Source organism: Cytobacillus oceanisediminis (assembly GCF_003182355.1).
Classification (GTDB): Bacteria; Bacillota; Bacilli; order Bacillales; family Cytobacillaceae; genus Cytobacillus; species Cytobacillus oceanisediminis_A.
On the sequence record NZ_QGTW01000001.1, the window covers coordinates 106,266 to 125,088 of the forward strand.

The window sequence follows — 18,823 nt, forward strand, 5'->3', positions numbered from 1 at the left end:
TAAAAGTATTGCCGTATTTTCAAAAATAAAAACCCCTGCTTTTATGCGGGGGTTTTGCATCTTAAATATCTAGTTCAAGCGCAATCGGACAATGGTCGCTGCCCATTATATCACAGTGGATTTGAGCATCATTAATTTTCTCTTGGAGTCTCTCGGAAACAATAAAATAATCGATCCGCCATCCGATATTCCGTTCGCGCACCTTCGCCATGTATGACCACCAGGTATAAGCGCCCTCTGCCTCCGGATACTTGTAACGGAATGAATCAACAAAACCTGAATGAAGCAAACCTGTCATTTTCCCTCGTTCTTCATCTGTAAAACCTGAATTGCCTCGATTAGACTTTGCATTTTTTAAATCTATATCCTGATGGGCAACATTTAAATCTCCACAGAGAATGACAGGTCTGACCTGATCAAGCTCAAGAAGATATTCACGGATCCGTTCTTCCCACTCAAGACGGTAAGAAAGCCGGGCCAAATCCCGCTGAGAGTTAGGTGTATACACATTCACAAGATAAAACTCTTCATACTCAAGAGTTAGAATTCTGCCTTCCGGCTCTGCTTCACTATCGCCTAAGCCATACCGGACCGAAAGCGGTTCTTTTTTTGTAAAGACGGCTGTACCCGAATATCCCTTCTTAATCGCATAATTCCAATACTGATGGTAACCTTCGAGAATGAGGTCAATCTGACCCTCCTGCAATTTGGATTCCTGGATACAAAAAATATCTGCATCCACATCATTAAAGTAATCTATAAAGCCTTTTTTCACGCAGGCTCTAATTCCATTTACATTCCAGGAAACAAGTTTCATTATATTAAATCTCCTTACGTTGAAAATCTACCAGACTATCAGATTACCATGGATAAAGCTCCACTGCACACATAAAGCATCGTTGCCCGCACCATGGCCGGCAAAACCGGTACCATTAAAAACATAAAAAATAGGCACTTCTATGAAGCAGTACCTATTTCTTAAAAATCATGGTTCCGGCATTCACCTGCACCAATTTGATGTTTTCCCCCGGATGAATTCCTTCGTACAAAGAGGCCGTCAGCTTAACGGATTGTCCATTTTCCATACGAATCCAGTATTCCTGGTGCACATCATAATTGCTCAAGTAATTATCGATTGAAGCTTGGAGATATTTTTCTTCCACTTTCCCTTCAATTTCTGTAATTTTTGTTTCCGCAGCAACCAGACCGGTGAAAAAGCCATAATACACAATAAGCAATAAAATTGATCCTTGGATATAGAGACCGACTAGCATCCATTTTGTCAAAATCCATCCCTCTATTTCTATTGTTTGTTAAAAAGCTACCCTCAATAGAATGGGTTAAACGGGATGGCGTCAAACGTTTTAAATCGAAAATTATGGAAGATTTTGAGCTCTTGAGTAAATTTGCAAAAATTAGAAAATGCCCAACTCAATGGGCATTTTTTTGCTTATTTCCTTCAATATGAACCGATTTATAAAGCATTCGTGCAGATGCTTCCGGTGAATCGGCTTGGCTAATTGCAGTGATGACCGAAACACCGTCTGCCCCCGCACCGATAATTGGAGCTGCATTTTCTGCTGTAATGCCGCCTATTCCAACAAGCGGAATATTAATATTCGCGTTTTTCAATTCTCTAATAAAACTCAGACCCTGAACGGCTTTCGCGTCTTTCTTTGTGGAGGTCGGATAGATCGGGCCGACTCCAAGATAGTCTGCTCCATCAGCGATTGCTTTCTTTGCTTCACCCAAATTATGGGCAGACACACCAAGAATTTTATTGCCTATTTTTTTTCGAACCACACTAGCCGGTTCGTCTTCCTGGCCGATATGGACGCCATCTGCATTTATTTCAAGTGCAAGCTCAATATCATCGTTTACAATAAAAGGAATATGGTTTTCCCGGCAGATCGATTGCAGTCTTTTTGCCAGTTGAAGCTTGTCTTCGCCTTGAAAACACCCTTTTCCTTTTTCGCGGAATTGGAAGAGACTAATACCGCCCTTAATTGCAGATCGCAGAACCTCTTCCGGAGTATCCGAGCAGTTTGCACTGCCCATAATAAAATAGAGTCTTAGTAATTCTTTCATTTCTGCCGGTTTAACTGCCATGAACAAGAGTCTCCTTTTTCCGCCGGTTATAGGCCCAATGATTCGTAGGTCCATGCCCGCTGCCCAGCTGAAGGTCATCTTCAATAGCAGCCTGGATAAACTTCTTGGCGCACTCCACAGCATTTAAAACAGTCAATCCTTCCGCAAGTCCTGCAGTTATTGCTGCCGAAAAAGTGCAGCCGGTTCCATGTGTATTAACTGTTTGTATTCTCTTACTCCTAAACTCAAAAAAGTGCTGTCCATCAAATAAAAGGTCGGTTGCATCGTTTTCGGCGTCGTCATGGCCCCCTTTTATCAGAACATTTCTAGCGCCGATAACATGCAGCTTCCTTGCTGCATCTTTTTTATCCTGATCTGTTTTAATCGTAAGCCCTGTTAGCACCTCTGCCTCCGGGATATTTGGCGTGATGACCTTCGAAAGAGGGATCAGGTATTCCTTCATGGCAGATATGGCCTCTTTCTGGAGCAGGCTTGCTCCGCCTTTTGCGATCATCACTGGATCAATCACAACATTTCTCCATTTATACCGGGCAATCTCACGGGATACTCCCTCTATGATTTCTGCGTTAAAAAGCATTCCCGTTTTGACTGCGTCTGGTTCAAGATCTTCTCCGATAGAAGTGATTTGGGCAACGACCGCTTCTGCTGACATCGGATAAACGCCTTGAACGCCTTTCGTATTTTGTGCAGTAACTGCTGTTAATGCTGACATGCCAAAAACCCCAAGTTCCTGGAAGGTTTTTAAGTCAGCCTGAATTCCGGCACCGCCTCCGCTATCTGATCCGGCAATTGTCAATGCTTTGTTCACCTTCATTTTAACCGCCTCCCTACTTGCTGATTTTTTCAAAAGAACCGCGAGCTTCAATATCTGAAGCTGTAATGTTATATAAACTATTCAAAAATTCAATTTGGAAAGTACCCGGACCTTTATCATTCGTAGCTTCTGCTGCCATCTCTGCTGCAGCACCGTATACAACCAATGCAGCAACGGACGCTTTAACTGGATCCTTTTCGACAGCAGAAAATGCACCAATTACTGAGGTCAACAGGCACCCCGCACCAGTTACCTTCGTTAGATAGGGATCGCCGTTGTTTATGGTGTATGTTAAAGTTCCATCTGAAACGACATCCTGTTTCCCAGTTATGACGGCAATGGTTTCTAGCTCTTTTGCTACCATTCCTGCAAGTTCACTGGCGTTTCCACGGGCTTCCCCAGCATCTACCCCTTTAATTTCCCACTGCTGGCCGGCGGTATTGGCTATTTCTGCAGCATTCCCTCTTATTATGGAAATATTTAATTCTCCCAATAATTTTTTTGCGGTTTCTGTCCGGTAAGGAGTTGCCCCAACACCTACTGGATCAAAGATAACAGGCACCCCATGCTCGTTCGCTGACTTTCCGGAGATCAGCATGCTTTTTACCTCTTTTTCGGTAAGAGTTCCCATGTTCAAAACCAATGCTCCGGCTATTTTCGCCATATCCGCTACCTCTTCATGCGCATAAGCCATGACGGGTGAAGCACCAATTGCCAAGAGTCCATTGGCAGTAAAATTGGTCACCACAACATTTGTAATATTATGAACCAGCGGATTAACTGATCTTACTTTTTCTAAAAGACTGCTAATTTCGTAAATATTCATTATTATTCCCCCTTACATTTAGTTCATGACAAGTCCACCGTCAACCACAAGGTTCTGGCCAGTAACCGCCCTTGCCCATGGCGATGCGAAAAATACAATTGCATCCGCTGCCTCTGCCGGGTCAGTGACCTTTTTCAAAGGCGTCGAGTTTTCGATCATTTTGAAGACTTCTTTTGAAGTTGCTGCGCTGGCATCTGTGGTTTGTAATAATCCGCCGGATACCATATTTACCGTAATGCCGTATTGCCCAAGTTCGTTCGCCATATTTCGGGTAAACCCTAAGAGAGCTGCTTTGCTGGTTGTGTAGTCATGATACGGTACGACCGGGTTTTGAAATAGGTTTGTGCCAATTGAAATGACTCTTCCAAAGCCATTTAATTTCATATCAGCCAAGCCTGCCTGAACTGTATTCAATGCTCCGCGAACAGCACCCTCCAGCTGTATTTGGAAATCTTCCCATCCAATCGTTTCTGCATCTTTTGTGGAAACCGGGTCAAATCGAAAGTTTACAAGTGCGTTATTGACAATGGTTGTAATTGGGGCTCCGAAGTGTTTGTTCACTTTTTCAAACATTTCCCGAACCTGATTCTTGTCCCGTACGTCTGCTTGGATGGCAATAGCCCGTTCACCAATTTCTCTTTGCAGCTCATAGGCTTTCTCTTCGCTATGAAAATAGTTAATAACCACCCTCGCTCCTTCTCTTGCAAAAGCTTTTGCCGTTTCCCTGCCCAAGCCTCTGCTTCCTCCTGTGATGAGCACAATTTGATCTTGAAGTTTCATCTGAATCCCCCTATACAATGAAGTGTTCAACCTCGTTATCTGCTTTTTTTGGACAAAATAAAAACCAGATCCTTTAATGGACCCGGTTGAATAATATAAGAGTAAGAACGATTGTTCCCGCTATCACTACTTTCCTACGCTGGCATAATCCAGATCAGGTCCGAAGGGTAAAAAACAGATCGGTTTCTTTCTCAGCCCGCGTATCGGGCACCCCTAGCAGTAAAACTATTAAGTTGGCTGTTTTTATCTTAGCTCTAAAAATGAATTCTGTAAAGTATTGCAATCCAAACGCTGCCTATATATAGTAATATTAATCAAATTGGAGGTATCTATATGGCAGAACATCAATTTTACTTAAAAGCACAATGGCCAGGATTGCGTAATGATGTTGGATGCATAGAAGCCGGCCAGCTAAAAACGAAGGTATCGATTCCGCCTGAGATGGATGGTCCGGGAATCGGCACAAATCCGGATGAAATGCTTTTAGGGGCTGCTGCGACCTGTTATATTATTACACTTGCAGCTATGATGGAACGAAGCAAACTCGAAAAAGTAGACCTGACCATGGAATCAATCGGAATGGTTGATGTAACCAATGGAATTATTACATACAAAAAAATTATCCATCGTCCCCTGGTCATACTAAAATCAGACGCGTCTGATAAAGACCACTCCCTTGCAAATAAACTGGCCCATAAAGCTGAAGCGTCGTGCATGATTTCAAGAGCAATTAAAGGAAATGTTAAGGTTGAATTGCAAGCCAAAATTATGAGGAAACCCGCTTAAATTTATTTAAGCGGGTTTCCTCATAATGTCTTTTTCGCTGTTGGCTTCAGGAATTGCGCAACAGGCATGTATCCGAATTTCGGCATGATGCCGGCTCAAAACTTATAAAGCCCATTTCCGAATCGCTTTGGCAACGCCAGCTTCATCATTTGAAGCAGTCACAGCATTTGCTGTCTCTTTTACAATGTCCTGGGCGTTTCCCATCGCAACTCCCCATCCTGATTCCTTTATCATGGCAATGTCGTTTAAGCTGTCACCCATTGCCATGACATTTTCCATAGAAATGCCAAGAATTTCGGTTACTTTTTGAATCCCCATTGCTTTATTGATGCCAAGTGCATTAACTTCAATATTGGTTAAGCTTGAATTGGTAATTTCAAGATCACCCTTTGACTGGAGTTCTTTATGGATGATTTCCCTTACTTCATCATCAGTGATATCAAATCCAAATTTCAGCCATTCATGGTCGTGGATATTTTCAGGCATTTCATTTGTCCAGACCTGATCACAGCTGGTAGCCCAGAAATGGGTTTTATGTGTTTGAGATAAATTCCACATCCATTCCATTACCTTAGTATCAACTGGGGTTCTAGAAATTAATTTCCCTTCCGGTCCGAAGATTTCACTTCCATTGACCGTAATTAAAAAAGAGTTTAATTCAAGCGAGTCCGCATGATTACGGGCTGTAAGCCTTGATCGGCCGGTACTTAGGATAACTTCGATCCCTTTCTCCTTTGCTTCGCGGATGGCAAGGCGATTTTCTTCAGGTATTTCCCCTCTTGAATTCAATAAAGTTCCATCCATATCAAGAGCAATTAATTTTATCTTTGGAGCTTTCATTTTTTCTGACATTATAATCTTCCTTCCCTAAACAATAAAGATATTATATAAAGAAATATTATTCCATTCAAAGGAAAGCCTTTAAAGGCGAATATTTTAATATAAATTGGAAATATCCGTATGTATATTTCCCGATAGGTGAGAAACTATGTATGTACTATTTGTCGTGGTGCTATTGCTTCCCGCTGGAACCTGCCGTGTTGTTCTTTTTTGCCACTACAACCTCAACATGTTCTAATATAATCATACTCTTTGGGCATTTTTGCAACATTTGAACTGAAGTGGATTTTTCTTATTTGGAAAAAAAGCAAACAAAGACCCAAGCGTAAACCTAATGTTTTGCGCTTTTTTGTATAATCATAGTATATTTTGAAAATTTGAAGCCAATGGTTGTTATCTGTCGTCTAACTGTCAGTAATATAAAAGGTTACCGGAACCGAGATCAAAATTTTGCTGGGAGGCTGTCAAGTTGAGCCCTGAAGAACGATTAGAGCGGTCAATCGCCTCAAAGGTAGACCGTGCCCTTGTCATTGAAATGATTATGGATGAGTATGGAACAGTATTGAAAAGATTGATATATACCTATGTAAAAGACTGGAATATTGCAAGTGATCTCACACAAGAAACGTTTATAACCGTTTATGAAAAGCTGGAGAGTTTTCAGTATAGGTCCTCTTTTAAAACATGGATTTTTACGATTGCCATTAATAAAAGCAAAGATTATTTAAAAAGCTGGCATTATCGCAATATGGTTATGAATGAAAAGGTATTTTTTCTTAAAAAGAACAAAGAAAAAGACCCGGAAACAAAATTTCTTGAGCGTGATCAACAAGATGAATTGCTGAAAGTGATTGAATCGCTATCAGTTAAATATCGGGAAGTGTTCCTCCTCCATTATTATCAAGACCTTAGTCTTGCCGAAGTCAGCGAAACATTGGATGTCCCTATATCTACTGTGAAAACACGGTTGTACCGAGGGCAGGAAAAAGTTAAAAAACTTTATTCCTCAATAGAAAGAGGTGAACAGCATGGCTGAACTGAAGCAGGAAGTGAAACAAACTATAAATGCTTCATGGCCGGAAGAGGCGATTTTTACCGAGGAAGAAAAACAGCGTGTTAGAAGTCGAATAGGCTCTTATGCGATCCAAAGCAAGAAAATGAAAAAAGATTATGTTCCAAAGGCACTTACTGCTGCAGCTGTGGCAGGCTTTGTGATCTTAATGGGCGGAATCGCCGGCAATCAGACTGGATTCTTTAATCAGCAAAACGGTGAACAGATCGTGTCTGAGGGAAAACCTTTTTACCCAGGAATGGCAAGTGGAGATATGCTGAACGGCTGGGAACTGAAGAAAATAGATTCTAATTCAAATGGCAATTCTATTGCTGTTTTTGCAGGGAAAGCTGAAGTGGCAGGTACCCTTGAATTTCAAAAAGAAAATGTCTTTCTGCTGCCAGATCAAGCTTCTCTGGAGCAATTGCCGATTATGGAAGGGAAGAATCCAAGGATTTCTTTTAGTGAGAAAGACCAGCAGATGCTAAAAAAGGTTTTCGGCATTGCTTCTGCTGTTAAAGTGGAAGAAGTTTCGCTTATTATTAATGAATATAGAGCGCACAGTACTTTAGATGATCAGGCAAAGGTTTTAGAGGCAGTAATACCAAAAGAGCCAGAAAGAACGTCCACTCCTTTTCACCTGTTCTTAAAAGATGGCAAGGATCTTGTTCTTACAGAACCATTGAATCACGTATATAAAGAGTTTTCAATGAGGAAAGAAGATGAAATTTTAAGAGGTTTATCGCCGGCGGAAGTATTTCAGCTTTATTTATTTGCAGAGGAAGTAGAGGACTATTTTACCCAGTATGCCCTGTTTAATCATGACCCTGATGTTGAAAAAACCTTCAAAACCGTGAACGATTATCTGCAAGCGATCAACGAATCCCCATCTTTAGCGGAAGAACAGACCTTATTATATAAAGTGAAAAATGGACCATTGGAAGAAGTCATAATCGATGACTCATCTGCGTATATTTCGATCTTGAAAGAAGAAGGCCTTGGATTTGGACTAAGCAAAAATAGTGATGGAATATGGAAAGTAAACTGGATGCCAACTCAATAATCAGGAGCTTGTACCTTAATTGGTGCAAGCTTTTTCTATCAGCTAAACAGCCTCCCAAAGAATACTATAATCGCCAATACGGCTGAAAGAAATAAAGTGATGACAATCGAAAAAAGAACATGGAAGCCTGACTGCCAATTTTGAACTTTTTTAAGGACGAATACACTGAGGAAAAAGACGCTTATTGTCAGAACGAGGAGTACTGAAAAAGGACGCTGACCTATTTTATTTAGGTAAATATCATATAAAGGCGAAAATCCGAGCAGTAAAAATAATCCCAAACAAATAAAAGAAAGGATAAATAAAAGATGGCTTAATTTTTCCGGCATAATTAGTCCCCCTTTCTTTTAAACTGACTTTAAAAGAATCCCTTTTGATAATATGTATGAATAAATCTTGCAGTATAAAACTTGTAATTCATTGAATGTTTATATATGGTAAAACTATGTTTAGCTATTACCGAAATAAAAGAAGGTTTTTTAGTGAAGAAAAATTTGATTATCACCTTTTTAACAGCTTTTATTGGAGCATTCATATTTTCCCTGCTGCATATTCCTGTCGCTTTCCTGCTTGGAGCAATGACTGCCGTCATGATCGGCAGCCGCATAAGCAGCATTCCCTTTTATTGGCCTGTAAAGCTGCGTGATGCTGGCATCATAATTGTTGGGTATAGTATTGGCCTTGCTTTCACAAAGGAAGCTGTGGTATTAATCCTGCAAAAGCTTCCTTTTATCCTGCTCATTACAGTTTCCATGCTTCTCTTCAGTGCGTTATCTGCTCTCTTGATCTCTAAATTATCGGGCATCAATTATCCAACTGTTTTGATCGGCAGCATTCCCGGAGGGCTTTCGCAAATGATTTTGCTGGCAGAAGAGATAAAAGGAATTGATATAACGGTTGTAACGTTTATGCAGGTTGCGAGGTTGACGATGATTATTTTTATCGTCCCTTTCATGATATTCGGGCCATGGTTTCATGCATCGCCTGGTACGGTTATGCAGGCAGCTGATCCTTTGTGGACTGATTTATTTCCGAATATTTTGCTGTTTGCCTTTGTTTCTTTTATTGGCATAATATTGAGTAAGCGCCTGCGCCTGCCTACACCATACTTATTAGGACCCATTTTGGGAACAGCGGCTCTTGTTATCTCCGGAATCAATGGGCCGGAACTGCCTCCTGCGTTACTGGACCTTTCACAGCTGCTAATAGGTGTTCATATCGGCCTGATGATGAAGCCTGAAAAACTTCCCCACAAAGCAAGAACCATTTCGCTGGCAGCTTTAAACGGCCTCCTTCTCATAGGGGGTTCCCTTTTGCTGAGTATGCTGATTATGAGGTTTTTCCACTTCTCCCCTGCCACCAGTTTTTTAAGTCTCGCACCGGGCGGAATGGACCAAATGGCGATTATCGCCCATGAAATTCATGCCAATTTAGCAATCGTAACCGGTTACCAGCTTTTTCGATTGTTCTTTATTTTTTTTGCGGTTCCGCCCTTTTTAAAATGGATATTTTATAAGTTTAACAATAAGAAGCAGAAGACTTCTGTTTAAAAACAGGGACTGCCTATATAAATGGCAGTCCCTTTCGCATTAAAAAATTTCAATTTTCCTAGTATACTAGTTTATCACAACTGCCTGTGAACCCATTAGCTCCCAAGCCTTAATAAACGCCTCTTTAGGAACTTTTTTGTTTTTTATACCGTACGGATCATTTACGTAAATATAATTTTCATCATAGCCAGTGATCGCAACACTATGCATCTGAAACGTGACATTAACCGGTCCGTTTGGCGTATTCCAGGTCTCAAATGAAGCCGCTGGCGAAAGGCTCGCGGTTGTAATGATCCATACAGGAGATCCGTCTGCCACCTTCTGAAGAAGCACGTTAAATGGATTGCCAGTCAGATTTTCCGCACGGTCAGGGAAGTACTTCTTGGCGAGTTCAAATATTGGTCCTTGATACACACCTAATCCTGGTCCATCCTCCATGTTTCCGACAAACCCTTGATTGGGATTGCCATACCCTCCGTTATTGTACCGAAGCGGCACCCGGTTAATTTCATTTGCCAAATCATTTTTCGTAACATCAATACCCTCATATTTCATAACCATGGCGAGACTTGTCACTTCACAGCCATTATATAAACGCGGACTATCCATTTGATTGAATAAAGGGACATCAAGAAGAACGGATTGTTTCATTTCTTCTTTTATGGAAGGCAGATGTTTTGCTTCAGCATGAGGAACTGCTGTATAGTGTATCTCATTTTCTCTTGATTTTTCGCCCTTCCCCATCTGAACACTTCCTAAAGTCAGCGACAAACCAATCCCTGCAGCGACAGATACAGCAATAATCCTATTACCCAATTTACCTACTCCTTTTCCCAACAATGCTGCTTGATTTTAGTGCTTTACTAGTTTACTAAAATCCAAGATCCATTGTGCCATACCCAGGGAAATATGACAAATTAACTGACTCTTTTTCAAATTCTTCATTATTTTTGTAAGAAATCGGCTGTTTTGCTTATTTCTGATGAATAACGTCTTCTTTTGAGAGCTTTTGTCATGTGGCAGGAAAAAGGGGGAGCCCGTGCTGAATACGTTTACAAGCTGCTTTTTCGGAAGAACCTTCCGAAACATTCAGAATACCAACTAATCGATGAAAGGGCTGAGTTAAATGGATACACAATACATGAAAGCATACACCATTAAAGAGGTTTCGAAATTGCTGAATGTTCCGCCTGGGACTTTAAGACAATGGGAAAAGGATTTAAATGGCCTTCTTTTGATACCAAGGTCAAAACAGGGTGCCAGGTTTTATACAGAGCATGAAATCGCTTTGCTTGAAAAAGTGAAGCAAATGCGTGATAAAAATTTGAGCAAGGAAATGATTCGCGATTTAATGCAGAAACATATGGACCTAACTTCAGAAGCTGGTTCCGAAACATCCGAAACCTTTTTGGCGCCAGTACAGCAGGAATCCGGAGTACATACTGGTAAGCATTCAGCCATGGACGCAGAGCAGTTCATGGCTTTGATGGAAAACTTTAAAGATAGCTTGATTACCGACGTCAGAAATGAAATCCGCAACGGCATCCGAAAGGAGGTATTAGAAGAAGTGAAAAAAGAGATTTCTAAAGGATCATTGCATACGGTTAAAAGCCTTTCAGACTCTATTTATAAGTCGGGAGAAAAAACAAAGGCCGAAATTGTAGACCTTTCTACCCGGATCCAGCAAGCTTCGGAAGATACTTCCGAAGTGGTCGGAACTCTTTCCAAGAGGGTTGCGAAGAGTTCGAAACGCACTTCCGACCAAATCCATCAATTAACAAACAAGCTGGCTGAATCTTCGGAGGCTTCTTCCGAAGAATTCAAAACCATGATCCATTACATCTCCTCTTCTGCAGAGGTTACCAGCACCGAAATCAGCTCGCTGATCGAAACCTTAAACACAGACAGGGAAATCTACATTGAAACCATCAACAAAGAACGCGAACAATACTGGCATGAAGTCAAACAAAGAGAGGATGTCTTCCAGGATATGATCGTCTCCTTCCGAAACGCTGCTGCAGCACAGGAACAGACGAAAAAATGGTGGGAGTTTTGGAAGTAAGGAAAGCGGTAATGTAAATGAAAAATAACGAGATTAAGGTGTGAGGAATTAGGAACAGAGTATTTGAAATCGGTTTTAGCTAAAAAAGTATCTGTATTTTATTATGAAGTAAGTCACTTCGTTGGGAAGCATAGCGATAAAATAAAATTCATCTTTTTATAGTTTCACAGCACTCCCCTGAGTAAATGGCAAAAAAGGCATTGATGCCGCTTCTCCTTCCATTTCCCTATGGAAGCTCATATGATCACGGAATTGAGGAAAGTGCAGCGATATATGGTCGCCATGGAGCTCCAAAGAAGTCGAAATTGAAAAACAAAGATTGAATGGTGCCCTAGAAAGCTAAGCTCCCCTTCCCTCTTTCATTAAATCTAAAAAACCAGGAGATATTCTCCTGGTTTTAGTGTTTTTAGTTCTGCTTGTCCGCAAGGTCGTCTCTGTTTGGTGATCCGGGCGGCTGCTCCAGCCATTTGTTTTTGATCATGATGTCTGCCCCGTCTTTGGCAAATTGGGCAATTTCGAGCGAAAGTCTTTTCATAGTTCATAATCAGGTCGCTTCTCTTGCTCGCTGATGCTGCAGTGGCATAACTTCCCGTTCCAATTGTACTGAGAAAAAGCTATTATCTGCATCATCAATCGCTACTCAGGTCTTGGAAGCTCACAAACCTTCTATGTCTAACTTTATTGGGCCAGATCAGCAGGAGCTGCTTTCCTAATCTGTAAGAGAGCTTGGTTTAATGTTTTTCCCATAAAATATTTCATCCATCTCGGTTGTAAGACGTTCCGTAATTTCCTCAACTTCTTCCGGGGCAAGTTTATCTTTGGTATAGCCGAACAAATAATTATCCAAATCAAAGTCACGGATTTTACATTTAGTATGGAAGGTATGTGCCTGATAAATATTTACATCGATCATATCGAATTCTTCTTTAGCATCTTCAGGTATATAGTTTTGTATGGAATTAATATCATGGTCAATGTAAAGCTTTTTCCCATCTTTATCTCTTGTAAATCCCCGAACGCGATAATCGATGGTCATTATGTCTGTGTCAAATGAGTGGATTAGATAATTAAGAGCCTTTAGCGGGGAAATTTCTCCGCATGTTGACACATCGATATCTGCCCTGAAAGTGCTGATTCCTTCATCCGGATGGTACTCCGGATATGTATGCACAGTAATATGGCTTTTATCAAGCTGCATGACAACGTTGTCCGGCAGAGGACCAGGTGATTCATCATAGGATTCATCAGGCACCTCGACTACTGGCCCTTCTGATACGAGTACCGTGACACTTGCCCCCTGGGGGACATAGTCCTGCTGCGCTACATTTAATACATGTGCACCTATAATATCCGAAACGTCGCTTAATATTTTCGTCAATCGTTCCGCGCTATATTCTTCATCAATGTATTCAATATATGCTTCACGCTCTTCCCTCGTTTTTGTATAACAAATATCATACATATTAAAGCTTAATGATTTGGTCAAATTATTAAAGCCATGAAGCTCAATTCTTTGTTCCGGTGTTAATTTCAATTGTCTTCCCCCTTTGTTTCTGCTCAGTCTCTTCATTTTTATATTATGTTACCCAATCTTTTCTTTTAAAAACGGAATTTGTCGAATTCGAGGTATTAAATTGGGTTAATTCTCTTTATTATTTGGGTAGTAAAAAAAGGAAAGTACGCATCTTTTGCTTCTGGGGATTTTTAAAACTTATAATGATTGGGTATACCTTTGATAGATAAGATACGCGGTACACCTGAAAGGATGGTGACGAATTGAGGAAATTCTCATTTATTTTAATCCTGTTATTTCTGGGCTTCGCTTTTTCACAGCCTGAGGAGAAAATGGCTGATGATACAAAATCCAATAATGTTATTAATAACATAAAGACAGAGATTCAGACCATTAAGGAAGATCCAGAAGTGTCTGCGGCGTTAAATAAATTTTTTAATGAAGTAAGTATTTGGGCAAATGAGCTTACTCAAGAAATAGAGCAATTTACAGGTGAATCAAGTAAGACTCCGGAGGCAGAAGCCGAAAAACCAGCTTTAAAAACACCCGATGAGCAGATTATTTCCATTCATAATATTGAAATAGGAGATGGCAAAACGGAAGTTGAAAGTCAGCTTGGACCACCCAAACGCTCTTCACTAAATGAATATGGCACTGAATGGCACACATACCATGAAAACTATCAAAATTTTGTCATGGTTGCTTATGATCAAGAAAATAAAGTCGCAGGCCTTTACACCAATCAGGACCTTATATCCTCAACCAAAGAAATTACTTATGGAACTCCTAAAACGGCGGTTATCGAACAGCTTGGAGAGCCTATGGACAAAATGCGGAAAGGTTTTGTTCTTTATCAGCTTGAACAAGAGAGGGACTATGAATTATTTAATATTGATGGAAATTATGTAACGGTTTTCTACGATAAACATAGGGACAACACTGTAACTTCGATACAAATCATCGATGAAACCCTGGAACAGCAGAAAAAATCTTTTTATACAGAGCCAAATAATGCTCTTAAAGAAGGATTTGAATATCAGCTGTTTGATTTAACAAATGCAGACAGGGTCAATCATGGTGTTTCTGTTCTAACCTGGGATGACCATGTAAGGGAAACAGCCCGTAAGCATAGCCTTGATATGGCTGAAAATAATTACTTTGATCATACCAATTTGGAAGGCCTTTCCCCTTTCGACCGTATGCAAGCAGATGAGGTTTCCTTCATGGTTGCTGGAGAAAACCTAGCATCCGGGCAATTTAGCAGTATCTTTGCCCATGAAGGTTTAATGAATTCGATAGGCCACCGCAAAAATATACTACGACCTGATTATGAGTATTTAGGTGTAGGTGTTGCCTTTAATTCACAATCGCAGCCGTATTATACGGAAAACTTCTATACAAATTAAATGTAAAAGCTCCTGCAAGATTATTTGCAGGAGCTTTTTTTGTGAATTTATTTTATAGTTACACCAATAGACCCGTCTCTGAACATTTCCCTTTTTGATGCATAACATATATCAGCCTATAACAAATTTTTGAGACGGTGGTGAGATAATGGCAGTTGTTAGTGCACGGGAAGCAGACATTGATTTATTGGCACGCTTGTTAAGGGCTGAAGCTGAAGGTGAAGGGCAACAGGGTATGCTGATGGTCGGAAATGTAGGGATCAACCGCATTAGATCCAATTGTTCAGATTTCAAAGGCCTGCGGACTATTCCTCAGATGATCCATCAGCCTCATGCATTTGAAGCTGTGCAAAAAGGTTATTTTTATCAGAGGGCAAGAGAAGTTGAGAAGCGGCTTGCACGGCGTTCTGTAAAAGGAGAAAGACTTTGGCCGTCTAAGTTCGCCTTATGGTATTTTCGTCCTCCTGGAGATTGTCCGCCAACCTGGTATGATCAGCCATTGGTCGGCAGGTATAAACTTCATTGTTTTTATGAGCCTACTGGAGCAGAATGTGAAAATATTTATAATACCTTTTAAGAAATTCCCTGCCATTAATGTAATGGCGGGGATTTTTCTTCGCTAGACTTCCATGTCTTTAAGTATTCCTTGCTGTACATAGTATATAATTTTCTTTGCTTCGTCCTCCGCCCTTTTCCGTCCATAAGGATTTAGAAACCAATTATCCGGCCTTGTTGAATGGTCGTTGGCACAAACTAAAGAATACTGTATCCATTTTGGCATATAGGTCAACATTGTCAGGTGCATTCTGCGCATATGAAAAGGGGCCGTCACAATGACCAAACGGGAAATATGCTGCAGGCCAAACGCCCGATCCAGCACCAGCATGGAGGCAAGTACATTTTCCTTTGTATGGAGCGAAATATCCTCTATCAAAATATCTTCTTGGGGTATTCCCAAACGAATCGCTTTATTTTTTAAAAGTTCTGCTTCTGGTAAGTCATTTCCAGGCCATTTAACACCGCCTGATAAAAGCAGTTTATTTGCCCTTCCCTCTTTATATAGCCTAATGGCCTCTGGCAGCCTGTATTCAGACGCTTTGCTGCTTCCGGGGACAAAAATGCATTCTCCTTTCAGCAGGTCATCCTGTATACCGTGGTATAACAGCCTTATTATATCTTTGTCGGTCAAGTTTTTGGGATCGAATTCGGAAATCCTAATGAGGTCTCCCCCTTTCTTATCCATGTTCTTAGCTTTCTTTATTATACTATTCTTTTTGGACAAGAAACCTTAATGGGAATGCCTAATTTAACCGAAAATATTGTATGTAAAAAAAGCAGCGGAGGTCCGCTGCTTTTTTGCATTAAAATGTTTTAGCCATATCCTTTGCACGGGCAATGGCATTTGCTTTGATTTCATCTGCTTTGTCAGGCATTGCATTATGACCTTCTACAAAGATGCCCTCGAATGAAGGTACACCGAAGAAGTTCATCAGTATATTTAGGTAACGGTGTCCCATTTCCATTTCAGCTGCAGGGCCTTCAGAATAGATGCCTCCGCGAGCTTGAATGTGAAGCGCTTTTTTGTCAGTAAGCAATCCAATTGGGCCTTCTGCTGTATATTTAAACGTTTTGCCAGCTACAGCAACAGAATCTAGATATGCTTTCATAACAGGCGGGAATGAGAAGTTCCAAAGAGGAGTGACAAAAACATATTTGTCAGCTGCTACAAATTGTTCGCTTAATTCTGATAAGCGGCCAACTTTAGCTTTTTCATCTTCGGATAGTTCCTCGAATCCTTTGCCGGATTGAAGTTTCCCCCATCCGCTGAAAACATCCACATCGATTTGGGGAATGTTTTCTTTGTATAAATCAAGGTGGACTACTTCATCGTTTGGATTTGCTTCCTTATACGCATCAATGAAAGTCTTACCTACTGCCATACTATATGACATTTTATCATCATGCGGGTGTGCTGTGATATACAATACTTGTGCCATAAATCCCTCACCTTTCCTTACTTAATTGACATTATAGTTTGAATCAAAAATAACGTATGTATTCATCTGCAGTATGAATTGAATTTATTTTTAATTCGAGATTATCTTATTCGAAATAAAAAGGAAGTTCAACTTTTTTGCTTAGGCCTTCTTTTTTACCCAAGGCCAAGAAAAATAATCCTATTTTAAATTTAAATACTTCCATTGGGTAGTATATCTCATGATCAGCATTTAAAAAATTAGCTAAAAAAAGACCCCTTCGGGTCTCTCATCAAGCTTGTTCTTCAGGAGTGTATGGATTCCCTCCGATGTTTTTTCTCATTTCATTTGTAATCTCAAATGGAATGTTCGTGTTCGTTTCCTCATTTTTTTCATAGTTCATTTGTACGCTTCCATCATAATGGTATGGCTTTTGGTCCATTTTAATCACCTCATGAAGTTTCTATGTTAATTATATACTAAAAAAGACCTATTTTATCAGAAAATTTTCATTTCTGTTAAAAAATTCTTTTGCTTATATTTTGCAATTTAACTATTTTTTATAATAAAAAAGCATCATTTCCTAAGCGGAAATAATGCTCAAAGTTTACTGAGGTGTCTTTTTCTTTATTTCTACCAGCTTTAGTCTGTTTTCTTCTATCGATTTAATTTCAAAATGGAGATGATGATATTCAAATGTCTCGCCTTCTTCAGGAAAATGGCCCATTTCTTTTAATAGGAATCCTGCAAGAATATCTTCATCCTCTGGAATTTTGGTTTTAAAGACCTCATTAATCCTGCGGATGGCGAGTTTAGAGTGGACAATGATATGGTTATCCGTTAATTCTTCGATAAGTACTTCACTATCTTCATCCGTCTCATCTTCAAATTCCTGGCCCAGCATTGCTTCGAGGATGTCCTCATGTGTGATTAATCCTTTAGTACCGCCATATTCATCGAGAACGATAGCAAGGTGCTTTCTTTCTTTCATCATCATTTTGAAAACTTTATCAATGCTGTGGAACTCATATACAAATAAAGGTTCAAGATCAGTAAAATCCTTTAAGGCCTTTTCAGGCTGTGTTGACCAGGCCAGCAATAGCTTAGAATGGAAAACACCTACGATGTTATCCATATTTTCTTTGTAAACCGGATACCGTGTAAACCGATTATCCATAACAATGTCCTTGGCCTCTTCAATGGTTGCATTAAAAGGGATACCTTCAATTTCCATCCGGGGAGTTTTTAGTGCGTCACGGACATCCAGGCTGTAAAAATCTATAACCCCTTTTATCCTCTGCGTTTCTTCTTCATGAAAGGTTCCTTCACTAGTCGCAATATCAACCATTGTGATGAGCTCTTCTTTCGATACAGAAACTGATTCTGGTGCATTTTTAGATAATAATTTAATAATAGCCCTTGTAAACTTGGACAGCAGCCAGGTTAGTGGCTTAAAAATCACTAATAATAACTTTATAACCGGAAAAACCAGATAGGCAATCTTATCAGCAAATGTAGCGGCAATCGATTTAGGAAGAACTTCAGCAAAAATAATGAGGGCGACAGTGAGTATACCGGTTGCCACTCCCACATTGAATCCATATTCAATAGCAATGATTGTTACAAGTGTTGGCAGCATAATATTTGCGATATTATTGCCAATCAAAATGGCAGTGATTAATTCATCAGGCTTTGATACAAGCTCTAATAGCTTTTGTGATTTTTTATCATTGTTCTCTGCTTTTGATTTCAATTTCATTTTGTTAACTGCTGTAAGTGCTGTCTCACTTCCAGATAAGAAGAATGACATAAGCATGAAAAACAGGATAGCGATAAACAAAGTACGTTGCCTCCAATAATATTTCGTTTGTATTTTTATTTGTACCCACTTTATATCTACAAAACACCTGATGCGTACAAGCGTTAAAGTATTTATAAATAATTATCCATAATTATAGGGTAGTTGAAGGTATTTTGGAAAAGAAATGCATTAAGTTGGAAATATAATGAAACTTTTAATCCTTTCAGCAAATTTTCTGCCAGCTCC

At 40.0% G+C, this 18,823-nt stretch carries 21 protein-coding genes, 1 pseudogene and 1 riboswitch; of the genes and pseudogenes, 7 read left to right on the forward strand and 15 right to left on the reverse strand.

The genetic code is table 11. The annotated features are described in order from the left end of the window. Nucleotides 1-61: 61 nt before the first annotated feature. From DFO73_RS00535 to DFO73_RS00560, 6 genes are all read right to left on the reverse strand, one after another. Entirely contained in the window at nucleotides 62-817 is a 756-nt protein-coding gene (locus tag DFO73_RS00535) for an exodeoxyribonuclease III (protein WP_110062845.1), read from the reverse strand. Nucleotides 818-971: 154 nt separating this feature from the next. Next, nucleotides 972-1,286, reverse strand: a complete 315-nt coding sequence (locus DFO73_RS00540; RefSeq protein WP_110062846.1) for a hypothetical protein — start codon at nucleotides 1,284-1,286, stop codon at nucleotides 972-974. Between the two features lie 145 nt (nucleotides 1,287-1,431). Then, nucleotides 1,432-2,109 carry a thiamine phosphate synthase gene (gene thiE, locus DFO73_RS00545; RefSeq protein WP_110062847.1) on the reverse strand — a complete coding sequence of 226 codons (678 nt, stop codon included), beginning with the start codon at nucleotides 2,107-2,109 and terminating at the stop codon, nucleotides 1,432-1,434. Continuing rightward, nucleotides 2,099-2,923, reverse strand: a complete 825-nt coding sequence (gene thiD, locus DFO73_RS00550; protein ID WP_110062848.1) for a bifunctional hydroxymethylpyrimidine kinase/phosphomethylpyrimidine kinase — start codon at nucleotides 2,921-2,923, stop codon at nucleotides 2,099-2,101. Before thiD ends, thiE begins: the two co-directional genes overlap by 11 nt. A 13-nt stretch (nucleotides 2,924-2,936) precedes the next feature. Continuing rightward, complete coding sequence (gene thiM / locus DFO73_RS00555; RefSeq protein ID WP_110062849.1) at nucleotides 2,937-3,749, reverse strand: hydroxyethylthiazole kinase; 813 nt, start codon at nucleotides 3,747-3,749, stop codon at nucleotides 2,937-2,939. A gap of 18 nt (nucleotides 3,750-3,767) precedes the next feature. Next, nucleotides 3,768-4,529, reverse strand: a complete 762-nt coding sequence (locus DFO73_RS00560; RefSeq protein WP_110062850.1) for a 3-oxoacyl-ACP reductase — start codon at nucleotides 4,527-4,529, stop codon at nucleotides 3,768-3,770. Between the two features lie 114 nt (nucleotides 4,530-4,643). Beyond that, a riboswitch (TPP riboswitch) is annotated at nucleotides 4,644-4,754 on the reverse strand. Between the two features lie 108 nt (nucleotides 4,755-4,862). Here DFO73_RS00560 and DFO73_RS00565 point away from each other — a divergent pair. After that, complete coding sequence (locus tag DFO73_RS00565; protein ID WP_110062851.1) at nucleotides 4,863-5,315, forward strand: OsmC family protein; 453 nt, start codon at nucleotides 4,863-4,865, stop codon at nucleotides 5,313-5,315. Nucleotides 5,316-5,417: 102 nt separating this feature from the next. On the opposite strand, the gene DFO73_RS00570 is transcribed toward DFO73_RS00565, so the two are convergent. Next, nucleotides 5,418-6,167 (reverse strand): Cof-type HAD-IIB family hydrolase, encoded by a 750-nt coding sequence (locus DFO73_RS00570; RefSeq protein ID WP_110062852.1) that lies wholly within the window; start codon nucleotides 6,165-6,167, stop codon nucleotides 5,418-5,420. Between the two features lie 457 nt (nucleotides 6,168-6,624). On the opposite strand from DFO73_RS00570, the gene DFO73_RS00575 reads away from it, so the two are divergent. Next, on the forward strand, nucleotides 6,625-7,191 hold the full coding sequence (locus tag DFO73_RS00575; RefSeq protein WP_110062853.1) for a sigma-70 family RNA polymerase sigma factor: 567 nt from the start codon (nucleotides 6,625-6,627) through the stop codon (nucleotides 7,189-7,191). Continuing rightward, on the forward strand, nucleotides 7,184-8,269 hold the full coding sequence (locus DFO73_RS00580) for a hypothetical protein (protein ID WP_110062854.1): 1,086 nt from the start codon (nucleotides 7,184-7,186) through the stop codon (nucleotides 8,267-8,269). Before DFO73_RS00575 ends, DFO73_RS00580 begins: the two co-directional genes overlap by 8 nt. Before the next feature lie 38 nt (nucleotides 8,270-8,307). Here DFO73_RS00580 and DFO73_RS00585 read toward each other — a convergent pair whose 3' ends face one another. Beyond that, nucleotides 8,308-8,598, reverse strand: a complete 291-nt coding sequence (locus DFO73_RS00585; protein WP_110062855.1) for a hypothetical protein — start codon at nucleotides 8,596-8,598, stop codon at nucleotides 8,308-8,310. A gap of 153 nt (nucleotides 8,599-8,751) precedes the next feature. On the opposite strand from DFO73_RS00585, the gene DFO73_RS00590 reads away from it, so the two are divergent. Continuing rightward, complete coding sequence (locus DFO73_RS00590; RefSeq protein WP_110062856.1) at nucleotides 8,752-9,819, forward strand: AbrB family transcriptional regulator; 1,068 nt, start codon at nucleotides 8,752-8,754, stop codon at nucleotides 9,817-9,819. A gap of 66 nt (nucleotides 9,820-9,885) precedes the next feature. Here DFO73_RS00590 and DFO73_RS00595 read toward each other — a convergent pair whose 3' ends face one another. Further along, nucleotides 9,886-10,635: a C39 family peptidase gene (locus DFO73_RS00595; protein ID WP_110062857.1), complete on the reverse strand. Its 750-nt coding sequence runs from the start codon at nucleotides 10,633-10,635 to the stop codon at nucleotides 9,886-9,888. A gap of 310 nt (nucleotides 10,636-10,945) precedes the next feature. On the opposite strand from DFO73_RS00595, the gene DFO73_RS00600 reads away from it, so the two are divergent. Then, entirely contained in the window at nucleotides 10,946-11,881 is a 936-nt protein-coding gene (locus DFO73_RS00600; RefSeq protein ID WP_110062858.1) for a MerR family transcriptional regulator, read from the forward strand. A 406-nt stretch (nucleotides 11,882-12,287) separates the two neighbouring features. On the opposite strand, the pseudogene DFO73_RS29915 reads toward DFO73_RS00600, so the two are convergent. Together DFO73_RS29915 and speD are read right to left on the reverse strand one after the other, a co-directional pair. Then, nucleotides 12,288-12,489: pseudogene (locus DFO73_RS29915) on the reverse strand (DUF3231 family protein); the annotation flags it as partial. Between the two features lie 101 nt (nucleotides 12,490-12,590). Beyond that, nucleotides 12,591-13,415 (reverse strand): adenosylmethionine decarboxylase, encoded by an 825-nt coding sequence (gene speD, locus DFO73_RS00610; protein ID WP_110062859.1) that lies wholly within the window; start codon nucleotides 13,413-13,415, stop codon nucleotides 12,591-12,593. A gap of 242 nt (nucleotides 13,416-13,657) precedes the next feature. On the opposite strand from speD, the gene DFO73_RS00615 reads away from it, so the two are divergent. Then, the gene (locus tag DFO73_RS00615; RefSeq protein WP_258309127.1) at nucleotides 13,658-14,800 is read left to right on the forward strand and encodes a CAP domain-containing protein; all 1,143 of its coding nucleotides are present in this window, start codon (nucleotides 13,658-13,660) and stop codon (nucleotides 14,798-14,800) included. A 148-nt stretch (nucleotides 14,801-14,948) separates the two neighbouring features. After that, nucleotides 14,949-15,377, forward strand: a complete 429-nt coding sequence (locus tag DFO73_RS00620) for a cell wall hydrolase (RefSeq protein WP_110062860.1) — start codon at nucleotides 14,949-14,951, stop codon at nucleotides 15,375-15,377. 42 nt (nucleotides 15,378-15,419) lie between these two features. On the opposite strand, the gene DFO73_RS00625 is transcribed toward DFO73_RS00620, so the two are convergent. The 4 genes from DFO73_RS00625 to DFO73_RS00635 all read right to left on the reverse strand — a co-directional run bounded on the left by DFO73_RS00625 (nucleotide 15,420) and on the right by DFO73_RS00635 (nucleotide 18,616). After that, nucleotides 15,420-16,043 carry a YdcF family protein gene (locus DFO73_RS00625; RefSeq protein ID WP_258309128.1) on the reverse strand — a complete coding sequence of 208 codons (624 nt, stop codon included), beginning with the start codon at nucleotides 16,041-16,043 and terminating at the stop codon, nucleotides 15,420-15,422. A 118-nt stretch (nucleotides 16,044-16,161) separates the two neighbouring features. Beyond that, nucleotides 16,162-16,797, reverse strand: a complete 636-nt coding sequence (locus DFO73_RS00630; protein WP_110062861.1) for an FMN-dependent NADH-azoreductase — start codon at nucleotides 16,795-16,797, stop codon at nucleotides 16,162-16,164. Nucleotides 16,798-17,068: 271 nt separating this feature from the next. Then, a complete protein-coding gene (locus tag DFO73_RS28345) occupies nucleotides 17,069-17,218 on the reverse strand; it encodes a hypothetical protein (protein WP_181395866.1) in 150 nt (49 codons plus the stop codon). Nucleotides 17,219-17,383: 165 nt separating this feature from the next. After that, nucleotides 17,384-18,616, reverse strand: coding sequence for a CNNM domain-containing protein (locus DFO73_RS00635; protein WP_110062862.1), 1,233 nt, complete (start codon nucleotides 18,614-18,616; stop codon nucleotides 17,384-17,386). Between the last annotated feature and the right edge of the window lie 207 nt (nucleotides 18,617-18,823).

Excerpts from the sequence above, each read along its gene's own strand:
- DFO73_RS00600 (WP_110062858.1), top strand. The coding sequence starts at position 10,946 with ATGGATACACAATACATGAAAGCATACACCATTAAAGAGGTTTCGAAA.
- DFO73_RS00625 (WP_258309128.1), bottom strand. The coding sequence starts at position 16,043 with ATGGATAAGAAAGGGGGAGACCTCATTAGGATTTCCGAATTCGATCCC.
- DFO73_RS00565 (WP_110062851.1), top strand. The coding sequence starts at position 4,863 with ATGGCAGAACATCAATTTTACTTAAAAGCACAATGGCCAGGATTGCGT.
- thiE (WP_110062847.1), bottom strand. The coding sequence starts at position 2,109 with ATGGCAGTTAAACCGGCAGAAATGAAAGAATTACTAAGACTCTATTTT.
- thiD (WP_110062848.1), bottom strand. The coding sequence starts at position 2,923 with ATGAAGGTGAACAAAGCATTGACAATTGCCGGATCAGATAGCGGAGGC.
- DFO73_RS00560 (WP_110062850.1), bottom strand. The coding sequence starts at position 4,529 with ATGAAACTTCAAGATCAAATTGTGCTCATCACAGGAGGAAGCAGAGGC.
- DFO73_RS00535 (WP_110062845.1), bottom strand. The coding sequence starts at position 817 with ATGAAACTTGTTTCCTGGAATGTAAATGGAATTAGAGCCTGCGTGAAA.
- DFO73_RS28345 (WP_181395866.1), bottom strand. The coding sequence starts at position 17,218 with ATGGACCAAAAGCCATACCATTATGATGGAAGCGTACAAATGAACTAT.
- DFO73_RS00620 (WP_110062860.1), top strand. The coding sequence starts at position 14,949 with ATGGCAGTTGTTAGTGCACGGGAAGCAGACATTGATTTATTGGCACGC.
- DFO73_RS00585 (WP_110062855.1), bottom strand. The coding sequence starts at position 8,598 with ATGCCGGAAAAATTAAGCCATCTTTTATTTATCCTTTCTTTTATTTGT.
- thiM (WP_110062849.1), bottom strand. The coding sequence starts at position 3,749 with ATGAATATTTACGAAATTAGCAGTCTTTTAGAAAAAGTAAGATCAGTT.
- DFO73_RS00570 (WP_110062852.1), bottom strand. The coding sequence starts at position 6,167 with ATGTCAGAAAAAATGAAAGCTCCAAAGATAAAATTAATTGCTCTTGAT.
- DFO73_RS00630 (WP_110062861.1), bottom strand. The coding sequence starts at position 16,797 with ATGGCACAAGTATTGTATATCACAGCACACCCGCATGATGATAAAATG.
- DFO73_RS00580 (WP_110062854.1), top strand. The coding sequence starts at position 7,184 with ATGGCTGAACTGAAGCAGGAAGTGAAACAAACTATAAATGCTTCATGG.